The sequence below is a fragment of the Flavobacterium nackdongense genome (assembly GCF_004355225.1).
GTDB lineage: Bacteria > Bacteroidota > Bacteroidia > Flavobacteriales > Flavobacteriaceae > Flavobacterium > Flavobacterium nackdongense.
The window spans coordinates 133,371-154,015 of the sequence record NZ_CP037933.1 but is presented as its reverse complement, the minus strand read 5'-3'; the positions used below and the strand labels follow the sequence as shown (position 1 = coordinate 154,015).

Annotated in this window: 18 protein-coding genes, 2 rRNA genes and 1 pseudogene; 9 read left to right on the top strand and 12 right to left on the bottom strand. The window is 37.1% G+C overall.

From position 1 onward, the window contains the following. Positions 1-52: 52 nt before the first annotated feature. Genes E1750_RS00670 through E1750_RS00660 form a run of 3 tightly spaced genes read left to right on the top strand, consistent with a single transcriptional unit; the run spans position 53 to position 1,925 of the window. Positions 53-919, top strand: coding sequence for a nucleoside phosphorylase (locus E1750_RS00670; protein WP_133274900.1), 867 nt, complete (start codon positions 53-55; stop codon positions 917-919). Continuing rightward, on the top strand, positions 919-1,398 hold the full coding sequence (locus E1750_RS00665; RefSeq protein WP_133274899.1) for a DUF4265 domain-containing protein: 480 nt from the start codon (positions 919-921) through the stop codon (positions 1,396-1,398). Before E1750_RS00670 ends, E1750_RS00665 begins: the two co-directional genes overlap by 1 nt. Next, positions 1,395-1,925 (top strand): GNAT family N-acetyltransferase, encoded by a 531-nt coding sequence (locus tag E1750_RS00660; RefSeq protein WP_133274898.1) that lies wholly within the window; start codon positions 1,395-1,397, stop codon positions 1,923-1,925. Before E1750_RS00665 ends, E1750_RS00660 begins: the two co-directional genes overlap by 4 nt. 211 nt (positions 1,926-2,136) lie before the next feature. Here the strand turns inward: E1750_RS00660 and E1750_RS00655 are convergent, their stop codons facing one another. From E1750_RS00655 to E1750_RS00640, 4 genes are read right to left on the bottom strand one after another with little or no spacing between them, the layout of a single operon-like run. Next, positions 2,137-3,270, bottom strand: a complete 1,134-nt coding sequence (locus E1750_RS00655) for a serine hydrolase (RefSeq protein ID WP_133274897.1) — start codon at positions 3,268-3,270, stop codon at positions 2,137-2,139. A 10-nt stretch (positions 3,271-3,280) separates the two neighbouring features. Beyond that, positions 3,281-3,967 carry a uracil-DNA glycosylase gene (ung, locus tag E1750_RS00650; protein ID WP_133274896.1) on the bottom strand — a complete coding sequence of 229 codons (687 nt, stop codon included), beginning with the start codon at positions 3,965-3,967 and terminating at the stop codon, positions 3,281-3,283. A 4-nt stretch (positions 3,968-3,971) separates the two neighbouring features. After that, positions 3,972-4,334 (bottom strand): HepT-like ribonuclease domain-containing protein, encoded by a 363-nt coding sequence (locus E1750_RS00645; protein ID WP_133274895.1) that lies wholly within the window; start codon positions 4,332-4,334, stop codon positions 3,972-3,974. Continuing rightward, positions 4,327-4,617 carry a nucleotidyltransferase family protein gene (locus tag E1750_RS00640; RefSeq protein ID WP_133274894.1) on the bottom strand — a complete coding sequence of 97 codons (291 nt, stop codon included), beginning with the start codon at positions 4,615-4,617 and terminating at the stop codon, positions 4,327-4,329. The genes E1750_RS00645 and E1750_RS00640 overlap by 8 nt, the downstream gene beginning before the upstream one ends. A gap of 82 nt (positions 4,618-4,699) precedes the next feature. On the opposite strand from E1750_RS00640, the gene E1750_RS00635 reads away from it, so the two are divergent. Beyond that, on the top strand, positions 4,700-6,865 hold the full coding sequence (locus E1750_RS00635) for an endonuclease MutS2 (RefSeq protein WP_133274893.1): 2,166 nt from the start codon (positions 4,700-4,702) through the stop codon (positions 6,863-6,865). Positions 6,866-6,874: 9 nt separating this feature from the next. Then, the gene (locus E1750_RS00630) at positions 6,875-7,288 is read left to right on the top strand and encodes a thiol-disulfide oxidoreductase DCC family protein (protein WP_133274892.1); all 414 of its coding nucleotides are present in this window, start codon (positions 6,875-6,877) and stop codon (positions 7,286-7,288) included. Positions 7,289-7,569: 281 nt separating this feature from the next. Here the strand turns inward: E1750_RS00630 and ettA are convergent, their stop codons facing one another. The 3 genes from ettA to holA all read right to left on the bottom strand — a co-directional run bounded on the left by ettA (position 7,570) and on the right by holA (position 10,575). Further along, positions 7,570-9,264 (bottom strand): energy-dependent translational throttle protein EttA, encoded by a 1,695-nt coding sequence (ettA, locus tag E1750_RS00625; RefSeq protein WP_133274891.1) that lies wholly within the window; start codon positions 9,262-9,264, stop codon positions 7,570-7,572. Positions 9,265-9,334: 70 nt separating this feature from the next. Further along, positions 9,335-9,517: a CAL67264 family membrane protein gene (locus E1750_RS00620; RefSeq protein WP_133274890.1), complete on the bottom strand. Its 183-nt coding sequence runs from the start codon at positions 9,515-9,517 to the stop codon at positions 9,335-9,337. A gap of 53 nt (positions 9,518-9,570) precedes the next feature. Continuing rightward, on the bottom strand, positions 9,571-10,575 hold the full coding sequence (gene holA / locus E1750_RS00615) for a DNA polymerase III subunit delta (RefSeq protein ID WP_133274889.1): 1,005 nt from the start codon (positions 10,573-10,575) through the stop codon (positions 9,571-9,573). Positions 10,576-10,734: 159 nt separating this feature from the next. On the opposite strand from holA, the gene E1750_RS00610 reads away from it, so the two are divergent. Genes E1750_RS00610 through E1750_RS00595 form a run of 4 tightly spaced genes read left to right on the top strand, consistent with a single transcriptional unit; the run spans position 10,735 to position 13,601 of the window. After that, entirely contained in the window at positions 10,735-11,223 is a 489-nt protein-coding gene (locus tag E1750_RS00610) for a type I restriction enzyme HsdR N-terminal domain-containing protein (RefSeq protein ID WP_133274888.1), read from the top strand. Positions 11,224-11,245: 22 nt separating this feature from the next. After that, positions 11,246-11,689, top strand: a complete 444-nt coding sequence (locus E1750_RS00605; RefSeq protein ID WP_133274887.1) for a hypothetical protein — start codon at positions 11,246-11,248, stop codon at positions 11,687-11,689. A 25-nt stretch (positions 11,690-11,714) separates the two neighbouring features. After that, positions 11,715-12,731 carry a glycosyltransferase family 2 protein gene (locus E1750_RS00600; protein WP_133274886.1) on the top strand — a complete coding sequence of 339 codons (1,017 nt, stop codon included), beginning with the start codon at positions 11,715-11,717 and terminating at the stop codon, positions 12,729-12,731. 36 nt (positions 12,732-12,767) lie between these two features. Beyond that, positions 12,768-13,601, top strand: coding sequence for an OmpA/MotB family protein (locus E1750_RS00595; protein ID WP_133274885.1), 834 nt, complete (start codon positions 12,768-12,770; stop codon positions 13,599-13,601). Positions 13,602-13,690: 89 nt separating this feature from the next. On the opposite strand, the gene E1750_RS00590 is transcribed toward E1750_RS00595, so the two are convergent. The 5 genes and pseudogenes from E1750_RS00590 to E1750_RS00570 all read right to left on the bottom strand — a co-directional run bounded on the left by E1750_RS00590 (position 13,691) and on the right by E1750_RS00570 (position 20,606). Beyond that, complete coding sequence (locus E1750_RS00590; protein WP_133274884.1) at positions 13,691-14,311, bottom strand: L-threonylcarbamoyladenylate synthase; 621 nt, start codon at positions 14,309-14,311, stop codon at positions 13,691-13,693. Positions 14,312-14,352: 41 nt separating this feature from the next. Then, positions 14,353-14,742 (bottom strand): annotated as a pseudogene (locus E1750_RS00585) (four helix bundle protein). A 34-nt stretch (positions 14,743-14,776) separates the two neighbouring features. After that, positions 14,777-17,107, bottom strand: a complete 2,331-nt coding sequence (locus E1750_RS00580; protein WP_133274883.1) for an ATP-dependent helicase — start codon at positions 17,105-17,107, stop codon at positions 14,777-14,779. 356 nt (positions 17,108-17,463) lie between these two features. Next, positions 17,464-17,572 (bottom strand): 5S ribosomal RNA (gene rrf, locus E1750_RS00575). Between the two features lie 147 nt (positions 17,573-17,719). Next, positions 17,720-20,606, bottom strand: a 23S ribosomal RNA gene (locus tag E1750_RS00570). Positions 20,607-20,645 lie beyond the last annotated feature (39 nt).

Below are 20,645 nucleotides of genomic sequence, written 5' to 3'. Positions count from 1 at the left end.
AAAACCTATTTACCCCAATAGGAATTCCCCCTTCGGGGGTTAGGGGGCTATTATGATACAATCATCAGAATTGATACTCAATCCAGACGGAAGTGTGTATCATTTGAACCTATTACCAGAACACATTGCCAACGACATCATCTTCGTAGGCGACCAAAACCGTGTTGAAAAAATTACACAATTCTTTGACAGCATCGAATTTTCGACTCAAAAGAGAGAATTCAAAACCCAAACCGGACTTTTCAAAGGCAAACGAATCACCGTAATGTCAACTGGAATTGGTCCAGACAATATCGACATTGTAATGAACGAATTGGATGCTTTGGTCAACATCGATTTGAAAACCAGAACACCAAAAGAAAAACTCACTTCATTAAACATTATCCGAATTGGAACTTCGGGTTCCTTGCAGGCTGATATTCCTGTGGATAGTTTCGTTATGGGAAAATTTGGTTTGGGCTTAGACAATATGCTCCGCTCCTACTTGATTGATGATATCGCAGAAATTGCTATGGAAGATGCTTTCATCGAACACACCAATTGGGATTTGAAAAAAGGACGCCCGTATGTAATAGCTTGTTCAGAAAAACTAGAAAAAAGAATGGAAAGCGACCGAATTTTCAAAGGAATTACAGGAACAGCTGGCGGATTTTATGGTCCACAAGGAAGGGTTTTGCGTTTGAACATTCAAGATGAAAATCTGAATTCAAAAATGGACAGTTTCAATTTTAATGGCACCCGAATGACCAATCTTGAAATGGAAACAAGCGCCATTTATGGTTTGGGCAAACTTCTTGGACATCACTGTTTGTCCTTAAACGCCATCATTGCTAATCGCGCCAACGGTACTTTCAGCGAAGATCCCTATAAAGCGGTTGATGAATTGATTGGGTATGCTTTGGGGAAATTAGTTGAGTAATGAATGATGAATTAAATAATTTCGAAAAAATTCTGTTCAGATATTACAGCGATGTTTTAGAAGAAGAAGTTGTTGAAACTATGTGGGCTGAAATAATTGACAAAGAAAATGGAATATATAAACTTGACAGCATACCTTTTTATGGCCCACAAATTGCAACTGACGATTTATTTTTAGCTGAATATGATGAACTTGAAGAAAGATTGGTTTATAAAGAAACAATCGAGTATTCAGGCAACTCAATAATTCAAGTAGTAATTCTAAAAGATGGTTTCGACAAAGAAATAATTCGAGAAAGGCTAAATTTAATAAATTGTCTATCCGAAGGATTAAATAAAAAATATTTTTCTGTGGAAATCACTAAAAACATTGATTATTCTATTGTAAAAGCCTTAATAAATGAATATGTAGATTTAGATATTGCAGATTTCGCCGAACCTTATCTATCTGAAAAACACAAAACTGATTTATTAAAATGAACCTAATCCTCGAAACCGACAGACTTATTCTTCGTGAATTCCAACTTTCTGATGCAGCAGCTTTTTTTGCTATGGACAGCAATCCCAAAGTGCATCAATATTTATGGAACAAACCCGTTCTAAAAATCGAAGAAACTTACGAAATCATTGACTTTGTTCAGAAACAATACCTAGACAACGGCATCGGGAGATTTGCCATAATTTTAAAAGAAACCAATGAATTTATAGGTTGGGCTGGCTTAAAATTCAACACTGAAACAGTAAACAACAAAACTAATTTCTACGATATTGGCTACCGATTGGACGAGAAATTTTGGGGAAAAGGTTATGCTAGCGAAGCAACTGGTGCTTGGTTGAACTATGCTTTCCAAACAATGAATATCAAAACTATGGAAGCTGCAGCTCATTCTGACAATGCCGCTTCAAATCGAATTCTTCAAAAAATTGGAATGCAAATGACCGAGCAATATCTAGAAGATGGCATTTCGTGGAATTGGTATCAATTGGATAATAAAAATTCTAAATAAAAACCTGCTGGATGTAATTATTAAATATTTAGAAAAATAAAATTGAAACGCATAGAATCATAGATAAAAGAGTTAATAGCCCAATTTTTGGTTTCACATAGCTATGATATACTAAAATCAAGCGAAGCGTCTTTTTAAAATCCTTAAAAAAACTATGAATCTATGCGTTTAAAAAATCTAAATTGAATTAGACCCAACGGATTAAATAAAATTATTTTTTCAAATTTTTCGCATACAATTGCCTTCCCAATTCTGCCAAAAATGGAAATCCAATCGCATCATAATCGTAGGAATCATCATTAAAAATTCCATCTTTATTGGCTAACAGCGTTGCTGAAACCATAAATTCTACTTTATTTTCGGTATCAACAATATAGGCACAATCAATCATAGTTCCGTAAGCGTCGCCCACTTTGTTGTAAATCTTTATATTAGCCGGAATATTTTCTTTGGTATCGCCAAACATAAAAAACTTGCAATACCCATCATAATATTCTTTTGCGTCATAACCTGCATTTTTAGGCAAATTAGACATCGAAAATAAAACAAAATCTCTCTGTTCCTTTGTCAAATTGAATCGTTGAGACACTTTAAATGCTTCCGGGAAAACGAGTCTTTTCAATGTGTTGTGCAGTGTTTCTAATGGATAATAATTCTTTTGAGAAAAATCGAAAGGCTCATTTATCAATAAATTGTCTTTGTAATACCCCTTCCCCTTTTTAACCCCATTTATTTCTAATGGTTTGCTTGCCGAATTTAGTTTTTCTTCGGTCGATACTTCTGTTTTATCGTCTTTTGTGATGGTCACTTTGTGCACTAACGGATTTCCAGAATCTGGTACAGAAATTCGATGCGAAATACGAAATGGCGAAAGTCCTTTATCCTTCATCCCTTGATTTAAATAATCAAATCCAATCAATTCGAATAAATGATTACTGGCTTCATTATCACTTACCGCAAACACTTTAGTCATTTCGTCCGTGAATTTATAGGCTGTTGGATTACCATCGATTTTAAAAGTATCATCCATTGAAGTCCCAGGAATAGTATTTAACTTTTCAAGCACCATCAAAGCAAAAGGAAATTTGACTGTACTTGCAGGATAAAAATAATTGTTGGCATTTAAACGATACGTAAAATCTTTAAAACTCACCTTATTATTTTTGTCTCTTATAATTTCAGTATAAATGACTTGCAGTTCATATACATCAGGATTAGACATTACGTTTTTGATCTTCGGATTATCCGATGCTAAGGATTCAGATAGCCTATTTTTTTTGGTTGAAGAACATCCAAATTCCATAAAAACTACCATTATGATAATACAAATGCGAAAAAATCTCATAGACAACATTTTAAAATTTTTGGTTAGAACTCCAGTCAATCAAACCGATTCCTTTATCATTCAAATATAAATTAATTTTGCTAAAATGCCTATTCCCGAACCATTTTCCTTGATTAGCACTCATTGGCGATGGATGACCTGATTCTAAAACCAAATGTTTTATTCTATCGATTTTCGAACCTTTTTTTTGCGCAAAACTACCCCAAAGCAAAAAAACAATCTGTTCTTTTTGGTCCGAAATTTTTTGGATTACGGCATCGGTAAAAACATTCCATTGCAAGTGTTTATGACTATTGGGACTGTCTTTTCGAACTGTAAGCGAAGCATTCAAAAGCAATATTCCTTGCTTTGCCCAAGGTTCTAAATTTCCCGAAATTGGAAAAAAAACAGTGCCCAAATCCTCGTTCATTTCTCTAAAAATATTACGCAAGGAAGGTGGGATTTTGATGCCGTCATTCACTGAAAAGCATAAACCGTTGGCTTCATTTGTACCGTGATAGGGATCTTGTCCAATAATAACCACTTTCAAATCTTGAAACGAACAATGCTCAAAAGCAGCAAAAATCAACTCTTTTGGCGGAAAGCAAGTATGGTTTTGGTATTCTTCATCGACGGCTTTCATCAAATTCCTGAAATAAGGTTTCTGGATTTCGTCAGATAAAATAGTTTGCCAAGAAGGATTGAGGTTGGGGTTCATATTTTTAAAATTTACCTAATTCAGTTTTTATAACAACTTCTAATTTTGGTAAATAATCCTTACATATTTCATAAACAATTTCATAATCCAACATTTCGTAATGATGGGAAATAAAATCTCTAAATCGAACAATTTTGTTCCACTCTATTTCTGGATAATTTTTTTCCAATAAATTGTGCTTTCTTGAAGTATTTTTTAAATTTTCGCCAATGGCTTGCAGTCTTGTTACAATGGCATCGAGTAAAGTTTTCCCATAATCATTGCAAACAAAATCGTCAGGATTATGAATTTCAGAAAATCTTTTGTTGCAAACCGTAATATGATCTAAAATCGTTTCAAGTGAATATTGATATACTTCGTCATACATAAATCAAATCGTTTTTGATGTTATCAAGAAATCTATTCGACAAATGCGGTCCTTTTCTAACGATTTCAATTTTAGAATTTAATTTATTTTCTAAATAAACATACAATCCCATTAATAAACTGTAAGAGGGTTCCGTAAATTCGACCATAAAATCAACGTCACTATTCTTGTTTTCCTCTCCTTTTGCGTAAGAACCAAACAAAGCAATGGAAACAACTCCATAATTATCTTTAAGGAATTGCTTGTCTGTTTTTAAAGTATTGATTATTTCGTCCTTTTTCATTTAACAAATATAAATATTATTTTTTTAGATTATTACAACTTAACAAGTTTGTAACTTTGCGACTATTCAATTCAAGAATTAAATGATATCCATTACAGAAAAAACACTTCAAGATTTACAATTTCCAACTGTTCTCGAAACCGTTTCGGCCATTTGCAATACCGATATTGGCAAGCAAAAAGCGCTAGAAATTACACCATTCCGAGATAAGGAATCCTTGATGAATGCTTTAATGCAAACCTCGGAATATGTTTCTTCTTTCCAAAACAACAACGCCATTCCCAATCACGGATTTGACGCGATAACCTACGAAATCAAGTTTTTGGCCATAGAGGACAGTTTTCTGGAAGTGGGTAGTTTTAGAAAAATTGCCACTCTTTCGGAAACCACGAATTTTATGCTGAATTATTTCAAGAAATTCGAAGACTATTATCCCTATTTGAATAAAAAAGCATCTGAAATACAAATTACCAAAGAAATCAGCAGTTTGATAGATATGGTGGTTGATAAATATGGAGAAATAAAAGACAATGCTTCGCCGGATTTGCTCAATATTCGTCGCGATATGAATGTGGTTCGCGGTAAAGTGAATCAAAGTTTTGGTATGGCTTTAACGCAATACAATTCCTTAGGATATCTTGATGACATTCGGGAAAGTTTTGTTCAAAATCGTAGGGTTTTAGCCGTTTTAGCAATGTATCGCCGTAAAGTGAAAGGATCGATTTTAGGTAGTTCCAAAACTGGAAGTATTGCGTATATCGAACCCGAAACCACCTTAAAATATTCGCGAGAATTAAGCAATTTAGAATACGAAGAGAAAGAAGAAATCGCCCGAATTCTGAAACAATTGTCAAATTATATTCGGCCGTTTTTGCCCTTACTGATACAATACCAAGATTTCTTGAGCGATATTGATGTGATTGCTGCCAAAGCAAAATATGCCAACAGAATCAACGGCATTTTACCCACAATTACCGAAGACCGCCGATTGTTCTTCAGAGATGCCTTCCATCCTATTTTGTATTTGAATAACAAGCAGAAAAACGAGGTTACACATCCGCAAACATTCGAATTAAACCAAGAAAAACGAATCATCGTCATTTCTGGACCCAATGCTGGAGGAAAAACTATTTCGCTAAAAACCGTTGGATTATTACAATTGATGCTACAATCCGGAATGTTGATTCCCGTGCACGAACGCAGCGAAACTTTTTTGTTCGATAGGATTTTGACCGATATTGGCGACAACCAATCTATTGAAAATCATTTAAGTACCTACAGTTACCGACTCAAGAATATGAACTATTTCTTGAAGAAATGCAACAAAAAAACGATGTTCTTGATTGACGAATTTGGTACGGGTTCCGACCCGGAATTAGGTGGTGCTTTGGCAGAAATTTTTTTAGAAGAATTCTACCATCGCGAAGCTTTTGGAATCATTACGACGCACTACTCAAACCTTAAACTTTTGGCGAACGAGTTACCTTTTGCCATCAATGCCAATATGTTGTTTGACGAAAAAACATTGGAACCTATTTATAAATTAGTTTTGGGTCAAGCAGGAAGTTCTTTTACTTTTGAAGTAGCTCAGAAAAATGGGATTCCTTTCAGCTTGATCAATAGGGCGAAAAAGAAAATTGAAGGCGGAAAAGTACGTTTTGACAAGACCATTGCCACGCTTCAAAAAGAGCGTTCGAAATTAGAAAAAACTTCAATCAATTTGAAAGAAGAAGAAATTCGAGCTAGGGAGGAAAGCAAGAAAATGGAAAATATCAATGAAAAAATCAAACAAAAACTGGAGAGTTATCAAGAATTGTACGATAGTAAGCAAAAAACGATTTATATCGGGCAAAAAATAGAAGACATAGCGCAAAAATATTTCAATAATAAAAACAAAAAAGACTTGATTGGGGAGTTTTTGAAAATCATAGAAATCGAAAATTCTAAACGTATCAAAGCGACTCCAAAAGAAGCTAAGGCAATTATGGAGAAGAAAAAAGAAGTAGTCAAAGAGATTGAAGTCAAAGTAGAGGAAATTAGGGTTGCCAAAAAAGAAAAGAAACTTAAACCTATTATCGAAAAACCAAAACCCATTTTAAAGGTGGGCGACAGAGTGCGAATGTTTGACGGAAAAGCAGTGGGAAGCATCGATAGTATTGAAAAAAATAAAGCCACAGTCAATTATGGCGTTTTTACATCGAAAGTCAGTTTGGATCTGTTGGAATTTGTAGAAACGGGTAAGAAATAATTTTAAATTATGAATAATCTACCTCAAAACAAAAAAATAATCCTCTTCGATGGCGTTTGCAATTTATGTGACTCGGCGGTGAAATTTGTGATTCAACACGACCAAAAGGATGTATTTCGATTTGTAGCTTTGCAATCGGAATTGGGTCAGGAAATCCTAAAACACATCGGTATCGATACAAAAAATATTGACAGCGTTATTCTATATGACCCTGGCGTTGCCTATTATTACAAATCAGCTGCAGCAATTGAAATTGCAAAAAATCTTGGTGGATTTTTTCATTTTGGAACTGTTTTCAGAATTATTCCCAGCGGAATAAGCAATCAACTTTATGATTATATTGCCAACAATCGTTACAAATGGTATGGTAAAAAAGAGAGTTGTATGGTTCCAACTCCAGAATTAACATCAAAATTTTTATAAAAAATAGCAATTATGACATTTATCATATTTAATGTTGGTCAATACTCCTAAATTTGACCCATCTTGAAAAATTAATTATGGGAAGAATACCTTTATATTCATGGGGAAACGGGTCATTTATAATGATTTTTGTTTTTGGTTTAGTAATAATTGGTTTAATTGCAGCCGTTTACTTTATGATGAATTCCGATAAGAAAAAATAATTAAGATAGAATGCAAAAAAAGAGGATATCCCCATAAGGTATCCTCTTTTTGTATTTAACACATTCGAAAACTGACCATTAACCTCGTATCAATTTTCTGTATTTCAATCGTTTAGGAGTTAAATCTCCACCCAAACGTTTCTTTTTATTTTCTTCGTATTCAGAGAAGCCTCCCTCGAAATAATACACTTCTGAATCGCCTTCAAACGCTAAAATATGCGTACAGATTCTATCTAGGAACCATCTGTCATGCGAAATAACCACAGCACAACCTGCGAAATTTTCTAAACCTTCTTCCAAGGCTCGAAGTGTGTTGACATCCAAATCATTGGTAGGCTCATCTAACAGAAGTACATTTCCTTCTTCCTTTAAAGTCATGGCCAAATGCAAACGGTTTCTTTCCCCTCCAGAAAGCATTGACACTTTCTTGTTTTGTTCGCCTCCACCAAAATTAAACCTAGATAAATAGGCACGAGAATTTACTTGTCGTCCGCCCATCATAATCAATTCCTGACCATCGGCGAAGTTTTCCCAAATCGATTTGTTCGGATCAATATTCGAATGCGATTGATCTACATAAGCAATTTTCACTGTGTCACCAACCAAAAATTCTCCACTATCGGTTTTTTGCTCGCCCATAATCATCTTGAAAATCGTCGATTTACCCGCACCGTTTGGCCCAATAATTCCAACAATTCCTGCCTGTGGCAACGTGAAATTCAAATTATCATACAATAATTTTTCACCAAATGCTTTGGCAACATTCTTGGCTTCAATCACATTTGTTCCCAATCTTGGACCATTTGGAATATAAATTTCTAATTTTTCGTCCAATTGTTTTTGGTCTTCGTTCAAGAGTTTATCGTAGTTCTGCAAACGTGCTTTTTGTTTGGTCTGACGGCCTTTGGCACCTTGACGAACCCAATCCAACTCGCGCTCTAAGTTTTTTCTACGTTTCGAAGCCACTTTTTCCTCCTGCGCCATTCTATTGGATTTTTGCTCTAACCAAGACGAATAATTCCCTTTCCACGGAATGCCTTCTCCTCTATCGAGTTCCAAAATCCAACCCGCTACATTGTCTAGGAAATACCTATCGTGTGTAACCGCGATTACAGTTCCAGCATATTGTGCCAAATGTTGCTCTAACCAAAGAACAGATTCAGCATCCAAGTGGTTCGTTGGCTCATCCAAAAGCAAAACATCGGGTTGTTGCAGCAATAATCGGCATAAAGCCACGCGACGACGTTCTCCACCTGATAAATTCTTAATCGGAGTATCACCGTCTGGAGTACGCAAGGCATCCATCGCAATTTCCAGTTTAGTATCGATTTCCCAAGCACCAAGAGCATCAATTTTGTCTTGCAAAGCCGCTTGACGATCCATTAATTTGTCCATTTTATCGGCATCTTCGTAATTTTCTGGAAGGCCAAATAAATCATTGATTTTGTTATACTCCTCCAAAACGGCCATTGTTTCGGCAACTCCTTCCTGAACAATTTCGAGAACGGTTTTGTTTTCGTCTAATTGTGGGTCTTGTTCTAAATATCCTACAGTATAACCGGGTTGAAAAACCACATCGCCTTGATAATTTTTATCTACACCAGCAATAATTTTCAAAAGCGAAGATTTTCCAGAACCATTAAGCCCCAGAATTCCAATTTTGGCTCCGTAAAAGAAGCTCAAATATATATTTTTAAGAACCGGTTTGTCTGCTCCTTGATAAGTTTTGCTCAATTTTTGCATTGAGAAAATTACTTTTTTATCGTCTGCCATATTTTTTATTTATTTTTTATTTGTTGTAAAAAAATTATCATTCTAGCTCCCCCTCCGGGGGTTGGGGGGCTTACACCCTTCCCTTAAGCGAGTTAAAAACCCAGGCATTCGCCAAGAATCCTAAGCCAACGGCTGCAAATCCCCAACCTGCTACATCATCATATCTAAAAGCCCCTAGGCCTATCAATAACAATCCCATTAAAATCATTATCAATGTCGCCCATCCTAAAATGGTGTTTTTATTCATTCCCATAACTAAATTTTATTATTTTTTTTAAGAAGTGCAAATATCGTAAATTTTCAGTGCTAATTAAATATTTTAAAAAGCATTTCTTTCAACAAATCTGATTGCGGAAGCGCATTGGCTCCTACTCCTTTGCTTTTCACATCGACATCACGTAACGAGGACACGATTTGACTGACTTTTTTCATCGGAAAATTTTTCAGTGCCACATCATAATCCTTCAGAAAAAATGGGCTCACTCCCAGAACCGCAGCCACATTTTTTGGATTTCGATCTTTCAGGCCGTGGTATTTTAGTAGTTTGACATAGAAACCGAAAACCGTACTTGTGGTCACAATTAGTGGATTTGCTTTCGGATTATCAGAAAAATATTGAGCAATTTGGTACGCCTTCAACTGATTTTTGGAGCCTAAAGCATTCAACAATTCAAAATTATTGAAATCTTTACTAAAACCAATATTCTCCTCAATATGTTTGGGAGTAATGGTACTGCCTTTTGGCAAAATAATTTGCAATTTTTCTAATTCATTGTTGATTTTACTCAAATCATTACCCAAAAATTCAACCAACATTGCATTGGCTTTGGGTTCAATCGAATAATTTTTTCCTGATAAAACCCGCTTAATCCAATCGCCAATTTGATTTTCATATAGTTTTTTACTTTCGTAAACGACGCCATTTTTGGCCAAAATTTTGGTCACTTTTTTACGTTTGTCCAATGTTTTGTTGCGGTAACAAAAAACCAAAACTGTTGAAGACATTGGGTTTTCAGCATAATTCTCGAGCTTATCGATAGATTTGGCCAAATCCTGAGCTTCTTTCACAATAACCACTTGGCGTTCTGCCATCATCGGATAGCGCTTGGCAGTAGAAACGATATCTTCAATAGTCACATCACGACCATATAAAACCGTTTGATTGAAGCCTTTTTCGTCCTCAGTCAAAATATTTTGCTCTATAAAATCGGATAATTTATCGATATAATAGGTCTCTTCTCCCGTCAAAAAATAGATAGGTTTGATGCTGCCCGCCTTGATATCATTGACTATTTTTACTACTTCGTCCATTAAGATTTCTGATTTTAGATTAACGATTTTAGATTTCTGATTTGCAAAATTCTAAACACTATCTCCTTTTTTTTATTTTCCTTTATCTCTTCGTTTATCATCTATCAGTCTATTTTCTATTCTCTTTTTTCTCTATTATAAAAGTCTTACTTTTGCTTTATGCAACAACTCAATTTTCTTTCGTATTCTTTTCGTTTCAAAAATAGCGAAAATAAAGTCTCTATTTTCGACGAAATCAGGAAAAAATTCATCATTCTCACACCTGAGGAATGGGTTCGCCAACACGTGGTTCGGTTTTTATTAGAAGAAAAAAAATACCCCAAATCTTTAATCAATGTCGAAAAAGTATTAAATGTCAATGGATTGCGAAAAAGATACGATATTGTGGTTTTCAATCCCGATGGGTCCATCTTTGTTTTGGTAGAATGCAAAGCGCCTGAAATTAAAACTGCCCAAGCGACATTCGATCAAATCGCCCGCTACAATATGAGTTTGAAAGCCCAATATTTAATGGTAACCAATGGTTTGAATCATTACTTTTGTCAAATGGATTTTGAAAATGAGAAATATGAGTTTTTGAATGAATTGCCGGATTACGATACAGAGAATATAGAAAATAGATTAAAGAGAATAGACAAATTGATATAAAAAGTAATTAAGTTGATAAAAAATGCAAATAATAACTACAACTATTTCATTCTTTTTATTGATAGGGTTGATTGTTTCACCTTCATTTATAATATATAAGTTAAACAAACTAAATGTTAAAAATAATTTTATTTTTTACTTAATTTTTGGAATTATAATAACTTCAATTTTGATGTTAATTGTTGCGTGGTGGTCTCACTTTTCTACTAAAATTCTTCTTTCTCATTACGGTTACAATTTCGATTCGATGAATCTTATTGAAAGATTTGAAAATGTTTCAGCTGAAAACCTAGATAAAGTAAAAAACTTAGAAATAAGTATGATGGGAATTGGCTGGCCTCTAAAAGCAATTATGTCTTATTTAGTTTATTGTCCATATATTCTTATTGTATATATTGTCACTTTTTATTTTACAAAAATAAAAAAAGGAAACATTCAAAAACGGCTAAACGATCTAAAATCATAAAAGTCTTAAAATCTAATAAATCTAAATGAAAATAGCCGTTGTCATACTCAATTGGAATGGAACAAAATTATTAGAACAGTTCTTGCCTTACATCGTAAAATATTCTTCTGCAGCTGACATTTTTGTCGCCGACAATGCTTCGACTGATGATTCTGTTGCTTTTGTAAAAGCGAATTTTCCAACAGTAAAAATCGTAGAAAACGAAAGTAATTTTGGCTTTGCCCAAGGGTATAATGAAGCTTTAAAAAACGTTGATGCCGAGATATATGCTTTGGTCAATTCTGATATTGAAGTTACCGAAAATTGGTTAGAACCCATCATCGAAACTTTCGAAAATGAACCCAAAACGGCTATAATCCAACCTAAAATTTTAGATTTCAAACGCAAAGAATACTTTGAGTATGCTGGCGCTGCGGGTGGTTTTATGGATAAATACGGTTATATGTTTTGCCGTGGGCGAATGTTTGACACTTTGGAAAAAGACAACGGACAATATGATGACCATTGCGAAATATTTTGGGCTTCGGGCGCGTGTTTTTTTATACGAAGTTCAGTGTATAAGGAACTAAAAGGTTTCGATGCTGATTTTTTCGCCCATCAGGAAGAGATCGATTTGTGTTGGCGCGCTTTCAATAAAGGTCATATCGTCAAATACAATTGGCAATCTAAAGTCTATCACGTGGGCGGAGCGACTTTGCAACAAGGAAACCCGAGAAAAACATTTCTAAATTTCAGAAATTCGTTGTTGATGATGCTCAAAAACTTACCGAAAAACCAACTGTTTCCCGTGCTTTTTATCCGACTGATTTTAGACGGAATAGCAGGAATTCAATTTCTTTTGCAAGGAAAATTGAAGCATCTGCTTGCTGTTTTAAAGGCTCATTTTTCGTTTTATTGGCTATTATTCAAATATTATAAAAAAAGAGAACATTTTCAATTCCAAAACTACTACAAAACACAAAATGTTGTTTACTTGTATTTTATAAAGAAAATAAAAGTATTTAACAATATTTTAGGTACTAAATCAATAAATAATAACTAAATTTGTAAAACATCAATAATTAAAATTTTAACATTTATGAAAAAAGTTGTAATTGCCTTATCCCTAGTAATGCTTTTAACTTCCTGCGTTTCTAATAAGAAATATGCTGCATTAGAAGCAAAAAATAAAGAAACTCAAGATTTGTTGAACTCCTGTACTGTAAAATTGAATTCTTGTTTAGAAGAAAAAGCAGGGCTCAAAGCTACGGTAGATGGCTTGAAAGATCAAAACCAAAATTTGATCGCACAATCTAAAGATATGACAGTATTAACGAAACAAGGGGCGCAAAATATTGAAAAAGCGCTAGAGTCAATCAAAGAAAAAGATTTGAAAATCAGCAGAATGCAAGACGCTTTAACCAAAAAAGATAGTGTTACTCTTGCTGTGGTTACAAGTTTGAAATCGGTAGTTGGATTGAATGACGAGGATATCGAAATCAATGTTGAAAAAGGAGTCGTTTTCATCTCTATTTCTGATAAAATGTTGTTCAAAAGCGGTAGCTATAATGTAACAGATAAAGCGAAAGGTGTTTTAGAAAAAGTTGCAAAAGTAGTCAATGACAAACCTGATTTTGAATGTATGGTTGAAGGTCATACCGACAATGTGCCATATAATGGAAAAGGTGATTTAATTGACAACTGGGATTTGAGTGTAAAACGTTCTACATCAATTATACGTGTATTATCAGAGCAATTGAGTGTTAATCCTGCCCAATTGATCGCAGCTGGTAGAAGCTCTTATGTGCCGTTAGTATCGAATGATACTGCTGAAAATAGAGCAAAAAACAGAAGAACTAGAATCTATGTAATGCCAAAAATTGACCAATTCTATGAAATGGTAGAGAAAGAAATGAAAAAACAACAACCTTAATTAGTGTTCCGTTTGTTTAGAAATAAGAAACGTCTCGAGAAATCGGGACGTTTTTGTTTACAATTGTTTTTAAATCTTATATCGAAAATCTACAGAATATCCAAACTCCCCTTGCCTTCTCTAACCACCTCCGGTTCGTATCCTGATAAATCAATAATGGTTGACGCAAGATTATCTCCATAACCACCATCGATAACCATATCAACAAGGTTTTGCCATTTTTCGAAAATAAGTTCAGGGTCGGTGGTGTATTCGATTACTTCATCTTCATCACGAATCGAAGTAGAAACAATTGGATTTCCTAACATCCTTACCATTTCCAAGGCAATAGAATTATCGGGAACCCTAATTCCGACCGTGGTTTTCTTTTTGAATTCTTTCGGAAGTTTGTTATTCCCAGGCAAAATAAAAGTGTAAGGGCCAGGCAATGCTCTTTTCAATATTTTAAATGTAGCGGTATCAATTTGCTTTACATAATCGGAAAGGTTACTCAAATCAGAGCAAATAAAGGAGAAATTGGCCTTTTCTAACTTCACTCCTTTAATTCTGGCAATGCGTTCTAAAGCCCTACTGTTGGTAATATCGCACCCTAAACCATAAACCGTGTCTGTTGGATAAATGACCAACCCGCCGTCTTGCAAAACCTTTACGACTCTTGCAATTGCAGCTTCGCTTGGCTTGTCTTCGTATATTTTTATGAATTGTGCCATTAAAGTTTTTAGTTTGTTGTTTATAGTTTAGAGTTGTTGAATCATTTAAATTTTAGTCCTTTGATTTCACAGTTATGTAAATAATTCATCATAGCCCCTATCTTATTTTTTTCTATCTCAGTTATTTCGTTTAATTTCAAATGCTGTTCTTCTGAAATTAGCTTTTTATCAAAGGCTCTGTATGATTGAGATTTTACCTCTCCAACAGAACCTTTTGCAATACTCAAAAATTGTATAAATTCCCTATTTCCATTTCTTTCAAATCCTTCAGCAATATTATCCATCACTGAACCAGAACTTCTATCTATTTGGTCTTTGAGTGAGTAGTTTGTTTTTAATGATGTTGTTTGAATTAATACTTCAACAAATTGACATATTTCTCTAGCTTTCTGCTAAATTTCTAAATCTTCAAATTTATTTATTCTCGCCAGAACTATAAACTATAAACAACAAACTATCAACACCCTACCCAATCACGTCCAACTTAGCAAAACGCAACAACAATTTCTTGATTCCTCCTACTTCAAATTTGATTTCTGCTTTTTTGTCTGCGCCAACGCCTTCCAAGTTTAATACTTCGCCTTTGCCAAAACGTTCGTGCATTACAATATTTCCCGTCAACAGCTTATTATCAAATAAATTGGCAGCACCGGAATTACTCGAAACTGGTTTCAGTTTACGAATGTTAAAATCGGTTCTAGCTCCCCCTTCGGCGGTTGGAGGGCTTGGTGGCGTACCTGCAGTAGGTTTTGCCAAACGCAATTTAGATTTATCGACATCCCCAAAAATATCACTGTCAATCATTGGTTTGTAGCGGTAATTATTTTCTTCGGGCGTAAGGTATTCGAGATATTGTCCGTCGATTTCTTCAATAAAACGCGAAGGTTCACTGTCGGTGAGTTTTCCCCAACGGTAACGGGATTGAGCATACGTCAAATATGCTTGATGTTCTGCTCTAGTTAAAGCCACATAAAACAAACGGCGTTCTTCTTCGAGTTCGCTTCGCGTGCTCATACTCATTGCGCTTGGGAATAAATCTTCTTCCATTCCGACTACGAATACGTGCGGAAACTCCAATCCTTTGGCCAGATGTATGGTCATCAAAGCCACTCGATCTTCATCGCTAGTGTCTTTATCTAAATCGGTTGCAAGCGCTACATCTTCCATAAATTCCGATAACGCACCACGAGCACCATCAATCTCTCGTTGTCCTTCGGTAAAGTCTTTGATACCGTTTAATAATTCTTCGATATTTTGAATTTTTGCCATTCCTTCGGGAGTAGCATCTTTTTTTAATTCTTGAACCAATCCCGTTTTTTTAGCTACGTGGTCGGTGATATAAAAAGCATCTTGATTTTCGTTAATCACTTGAAAACTTTGAATCATCATCACAAAATCTTGCAATTTTTGTTTGGTGCCCGAGTTCAGTTTCAAATCGATTTTGTCAATATTTTGCATCACTTCAAATATGGAACGCTTGTAATGATTGGCTGCCACGGTAAGCTTTTCGACGGTAGTATCACCAATTCCGCGATGTGGATAATTGATAACACGAACCAATGCTTCCTCATCTTTTGGATTCAGAACCAAGCGCAAATAACACAAAACATCTTTGATTTCTTTTCTTTGATAAAAAGACAAACCACCATAAATTCGATACGGAATATCTCTTTTACGCAAGGCATCTTCCATTGCACGTGATTGGGCATTCGTACGATACAAAATAGCAAATTTACCATTGGTCAATTGCTGTTGCATCTTTTGTTCGAAAATAGTGCTTGCCACGAAACGACCTTCCTCGGCATCGGTCAGACTACGATGCACTTTGATTTTAGGTCCAAAATCATTGGCGGTCCAGACAATTTTATCGAGTTTAGTTTTATTCTTATCGATAATAGTATTAGCAGCTTCCACAATATTTTTGGTCGAACGGTAATTTTGTTCCAATCGAAAGGTTTTTACCCCTTCATAATCTTTCTGAAAATTCAAAATATTATTGATATTGGCACCGCGAAAAGCATAAATACTTTGAGCATCATCGCCGACTACACAAATGTTTTGGAATTTATCCGATAAAGCACGAACAATCAAATACTGTGAGTGATTGGTATCTTGATACTCATCGACCAAAATATACCGAAATCGGTTCTGATACTTAGCCAAAACCTCAGGGAAGCGCGTTAGCAATTCATTAGTTTTTAATAACAAATCATCAAAGTCCATCGCTCCGGCTTTGAAACAACGCTCGACATAATTCTGATAAATTTCGCCCAAACGAGGTTTTTTACTCATCGCATCGGCTTCCTGTAACTCGGGATTATTGAAATACGCTTTTACTGTTATTAAACTATTTTTATAAGAAGAAATACGACTTAAAACCTGCTTGGGCTTGTAGATATCCCGATCCAATTGCATTTCCTTGATAATCGCCGAAATCGCACGAACAGAATCCTGAGAATCATAGATCGTAAAATTCGAAGGATACCCTAATTTATCCGATTCTGATCGCAATATTCGAGCAAAAACCGAGTGAAAGGTCCCCATCCAAAGATTTTTGGCTTCATTGGACCCGACAATATCCGAGATACGGTTTTTCATTTCGCGAGCCGCCTTATTAGTAAAGGTTAAGGCCAAAATACTAAAAGCGTCAACGCCTTGACTCATTAAATAAGCGATACGTATAGTCAACACTCTGGTTTTTCCGGAGCCTGCACCAGCAATAATAATCATTGGCCCATCTTTTTGGAGGACGGGCTCTCGTTGCGCTTCGTTCAGTTGATCGATGTATTTTTGCATAAAAATCTAATGTTGAATGCAAAAATAAGGATTTAAGAAATAGAAAATCAATTTAAAGTGGAATCAAAATGCAGTTTTTTTTGAAAAAAAAAAAGGTTTTGGAGTTAGTCCAATATTTAAAAAAAATGATATAAAACAAAAAAAAACGAGGCATTAGCCGAACGAGCGAAGCAAAGGCGACGGATCGAGCGAAGTGACACGTCGCACCTATAAAAAAATCCTCACCAAATAAATGATGAGGATTTAAAGAAAGGTGACATTTGATAGTAAGAGGAGGAATCCCAGCGGGCTTAAATATTACTCAAAACCTTTGTAAAACAAAAAAACCCCGTTCGTTAGAACAGGGTTTTTCAAAAGAAAGGCGACGACATACTCTCCCACAAATTGCAGTACCATCTGCGCAGGCGGGCTTAACTACTCTGTTCGGGATGGGAAGAGGTGAGCCCCGCCGCAATAACCACCTTAAGGTCGTTTTGCAATGGGTAACTAGCTTTTGCTAATTAACATTACACAATATCTTAACATACTGAGATAAAGAATTTTTAATTGTCATTCTCGCCTAGGCGGGAATCTAGAAAGTTTCTCCCCGAGCCTTTCGGCTCGGGAAAAGGTGTACATAAGCTTACGGGTTATTAGTACTACTCGACTATGACATTACTGCCTTTACATCTATAGCCTATCAACGTGGTCATCTCCCACGACCCTTAAAAGAAATCTCATCTTGTGGTGGGTTTCGCGCTTATATGCTTTCAGCGCTTATCCCTTCCCAACGTAGCTACTCTGCGATGCTCCTGGCGGAACAACAGATACACCAGCGGTTAGTCCAATTCGGTCCTCTCGTACTAGAATCAGATCCACTCAAATTTCTTGCGCCCACAGTAGATAGAGACCGAACTGTCTCACGACGTTCTGAACCCAGCTCGCGTGCCACTTTAATGGGCGAACAGCCCAACCCTTGGGACCTTCTCCAGCCCCAGGATGTGACGAGCCGACATCGAGGTGCCAAACCCCCCCGTCGATATGAGCTCTTGGGGGAGATCAGCCTGTTATCCCCGGCGTACCTTTTATCCTTTGAGCGATGGCCCTTCCATGCGGAACCACCGGATCACTATGCTCTACTTTCGTACCTGATCGACCTGTATGTCTCTCAGTCAAGCTCCCTTATGCCATTGCACTCTACGCACGGTTACCAAGCGTACTGAGGGAACCTTTAGAAGCCTCCGTTACTCTTTTGGAGGCGACCACCCCAGTCAAACTACCCACCAAGCAATGTCCCCCACGTTTGTGGGGTTAGGCCTCAGATAAACAAAGGGTTGTATTTCAACAATGACTCCACAACGCCTAGCGACGCCACTTCACAGTCTCCAACCTATCCTACACATCATTTATCCAAGGTCAATACTAAGCTATAGTAAAGGTGCACAGGGTCTTTTCGTCCCACTGCGGGTAAACGGCATCTTCACCGTTACTACAATTTCACCGAGCTCATGGCTGAGACAGTGTCCAGATCGTTACACCATTCGTGCAGGTCGGAACTTACCCGACAAGGAATTTCGCTACCTTAGGACCGTTATAGTTACGGCCGCCGTTTACTGGGGCTTCAATTCAATGCTTCTCCGAAGATAACATCTCCTCTTAACCTTCCAGCACCGGGCAGGTGTCAGGCCCTATACTTCATCTTACGATTTTGCAGAGCCCTGTGTTTTTGATAAACAGTCGCCTGGACCTCTTCACTGCGGCCAGCATTGCTGCTGGCGACCCTTCTCCCGAAGTTACGGGTCTATTTTGCCTAATTCCTTAGCCATGAATCTCTCGAGCACCTTAGGATTCTCTCCTCGACTACCTGTGTCGGTTTGCGGTACGGGTACTATTAACCTGAAGTTTAGAGGTTTTTCTTGGAAGCCCTTAGGTACACTATCTCTTTGTCCGAAGACGCCGAGTACTATCAGCCTTTGCCAAAATCTGCGGATTTGCCTACAAATTCTATAGCTACAGCCTTCAACGAACTATTCCGTCAGTTCGCGGTACTTTCATCACTCCGTCACCCCATCACAGTTAACAGTAGTACGGGAATATTAACCCGTTGTCCATCGACTGTCCCTTTCGGGTTCGCCTTAGGTCCCGACTAACCCACAGCTGATTAGCATAGCTGTGGAAACCTTAGTCTTTCGGTGTGCGGGTTTCTCGCCCGCATTATCGTTACTTATGCCTACATTTTCTTTTCTAACCAGTCCAGCATGCTTTACAACACACCTTCTACCCTGTTAGAATGCTCCCCTACCACTTTGCAAATTAATGCAAAATCCATAGCTTCGGTAATATGTTTATGCCCGATTATTATCCATGCTCGTCCGCTCGACTAGTGAGCTGTTACGCACTCTTTAAATGAATGGCTGCTTCCAAGCCAACATCCTAGCTGTCTGGGCAGACAAACCTCGTTCTTTCAACTTAACATATATTTGGGGACCTTAGCTGATGGTCTGGGTTCTTTCCCTCTCGGACTTGGACCTTAGCACCCAAGCCCTCACTGCTGGTAAACATTATATAGCATTCGGAGTTTGTCAGGAATTGGTAGGCGGTGAAGCCCCCGCATCCAATCAGTAGCTCTACCTCTATATAACTTTATGACCAACGCTGCACCTAAATGCATTTCGGGGAGTACGAGCTATTTCCGAGTTTGATTGGCCTTTCACCCCTACCCACAGGTCATCCGAAGTCTTTTCAACGACAACCGGTTCGGTCCTCCACTGTGTGTTACCACAGCTTCAACCTGCCCATGGGTAGATCACACGGTTTCGCGTCTAACACTACTGACTAAAGCGCCCTATTCAGACTCGCTTTCGCTACGGATCCGTGGCTTAACCACTTATCCTTGCCAGCAACGTTAACTCGTAGGCTCATTATGCAAAAGGCACGCCGTCACCCCACGAAAGGGCTCCGACCGCTTGTAAGCGTATGGTTTCAGGATCTATTTCACTCCGTTATTCACGGTTCTTTTCACCTTTCCCTCACGGTACTGGTTCACTATCGGTCTCTCAGGAGTATTTAGCCTTAGCGGATGGTCCCGCCAAATTCAGACAGGGTTTCACGTGCCCCGCCCTACTCAGGATACCACTATCCTTTACACTTATTACTTATACGAGGCTATCACTCTCTATGGCTCTACTTTCCAGTAGATTCTAATTCTTTGTGCAAGAAATGTCGTGGTCCTACAACCCCAACATTGCCGTAACAACATTGGTTTGGGCTAATCCGCGTTCGCTCGCCACTACTTACGGAATCACTTTTGTTTTCTTCTCCTCCGCCTACTTAGATGTTTCAGTTCAGCGGGTTCGCCCACCTATCGGTGTACTATGTCTTCAACATAGTGGGTTGCCCCATTCAGGTATTTACGGATCATATCGTGTGTGCCAATCCCCGTAACTTTTCGCAGCTTATCACGCCTTTCTTCGCCTCTGAGAGCCTAGGCATCCCCCATACGCCCTTATTTTGCTTATTGTACTAATCATTCATTTAAGAATGACCGTTTTGTTTATTC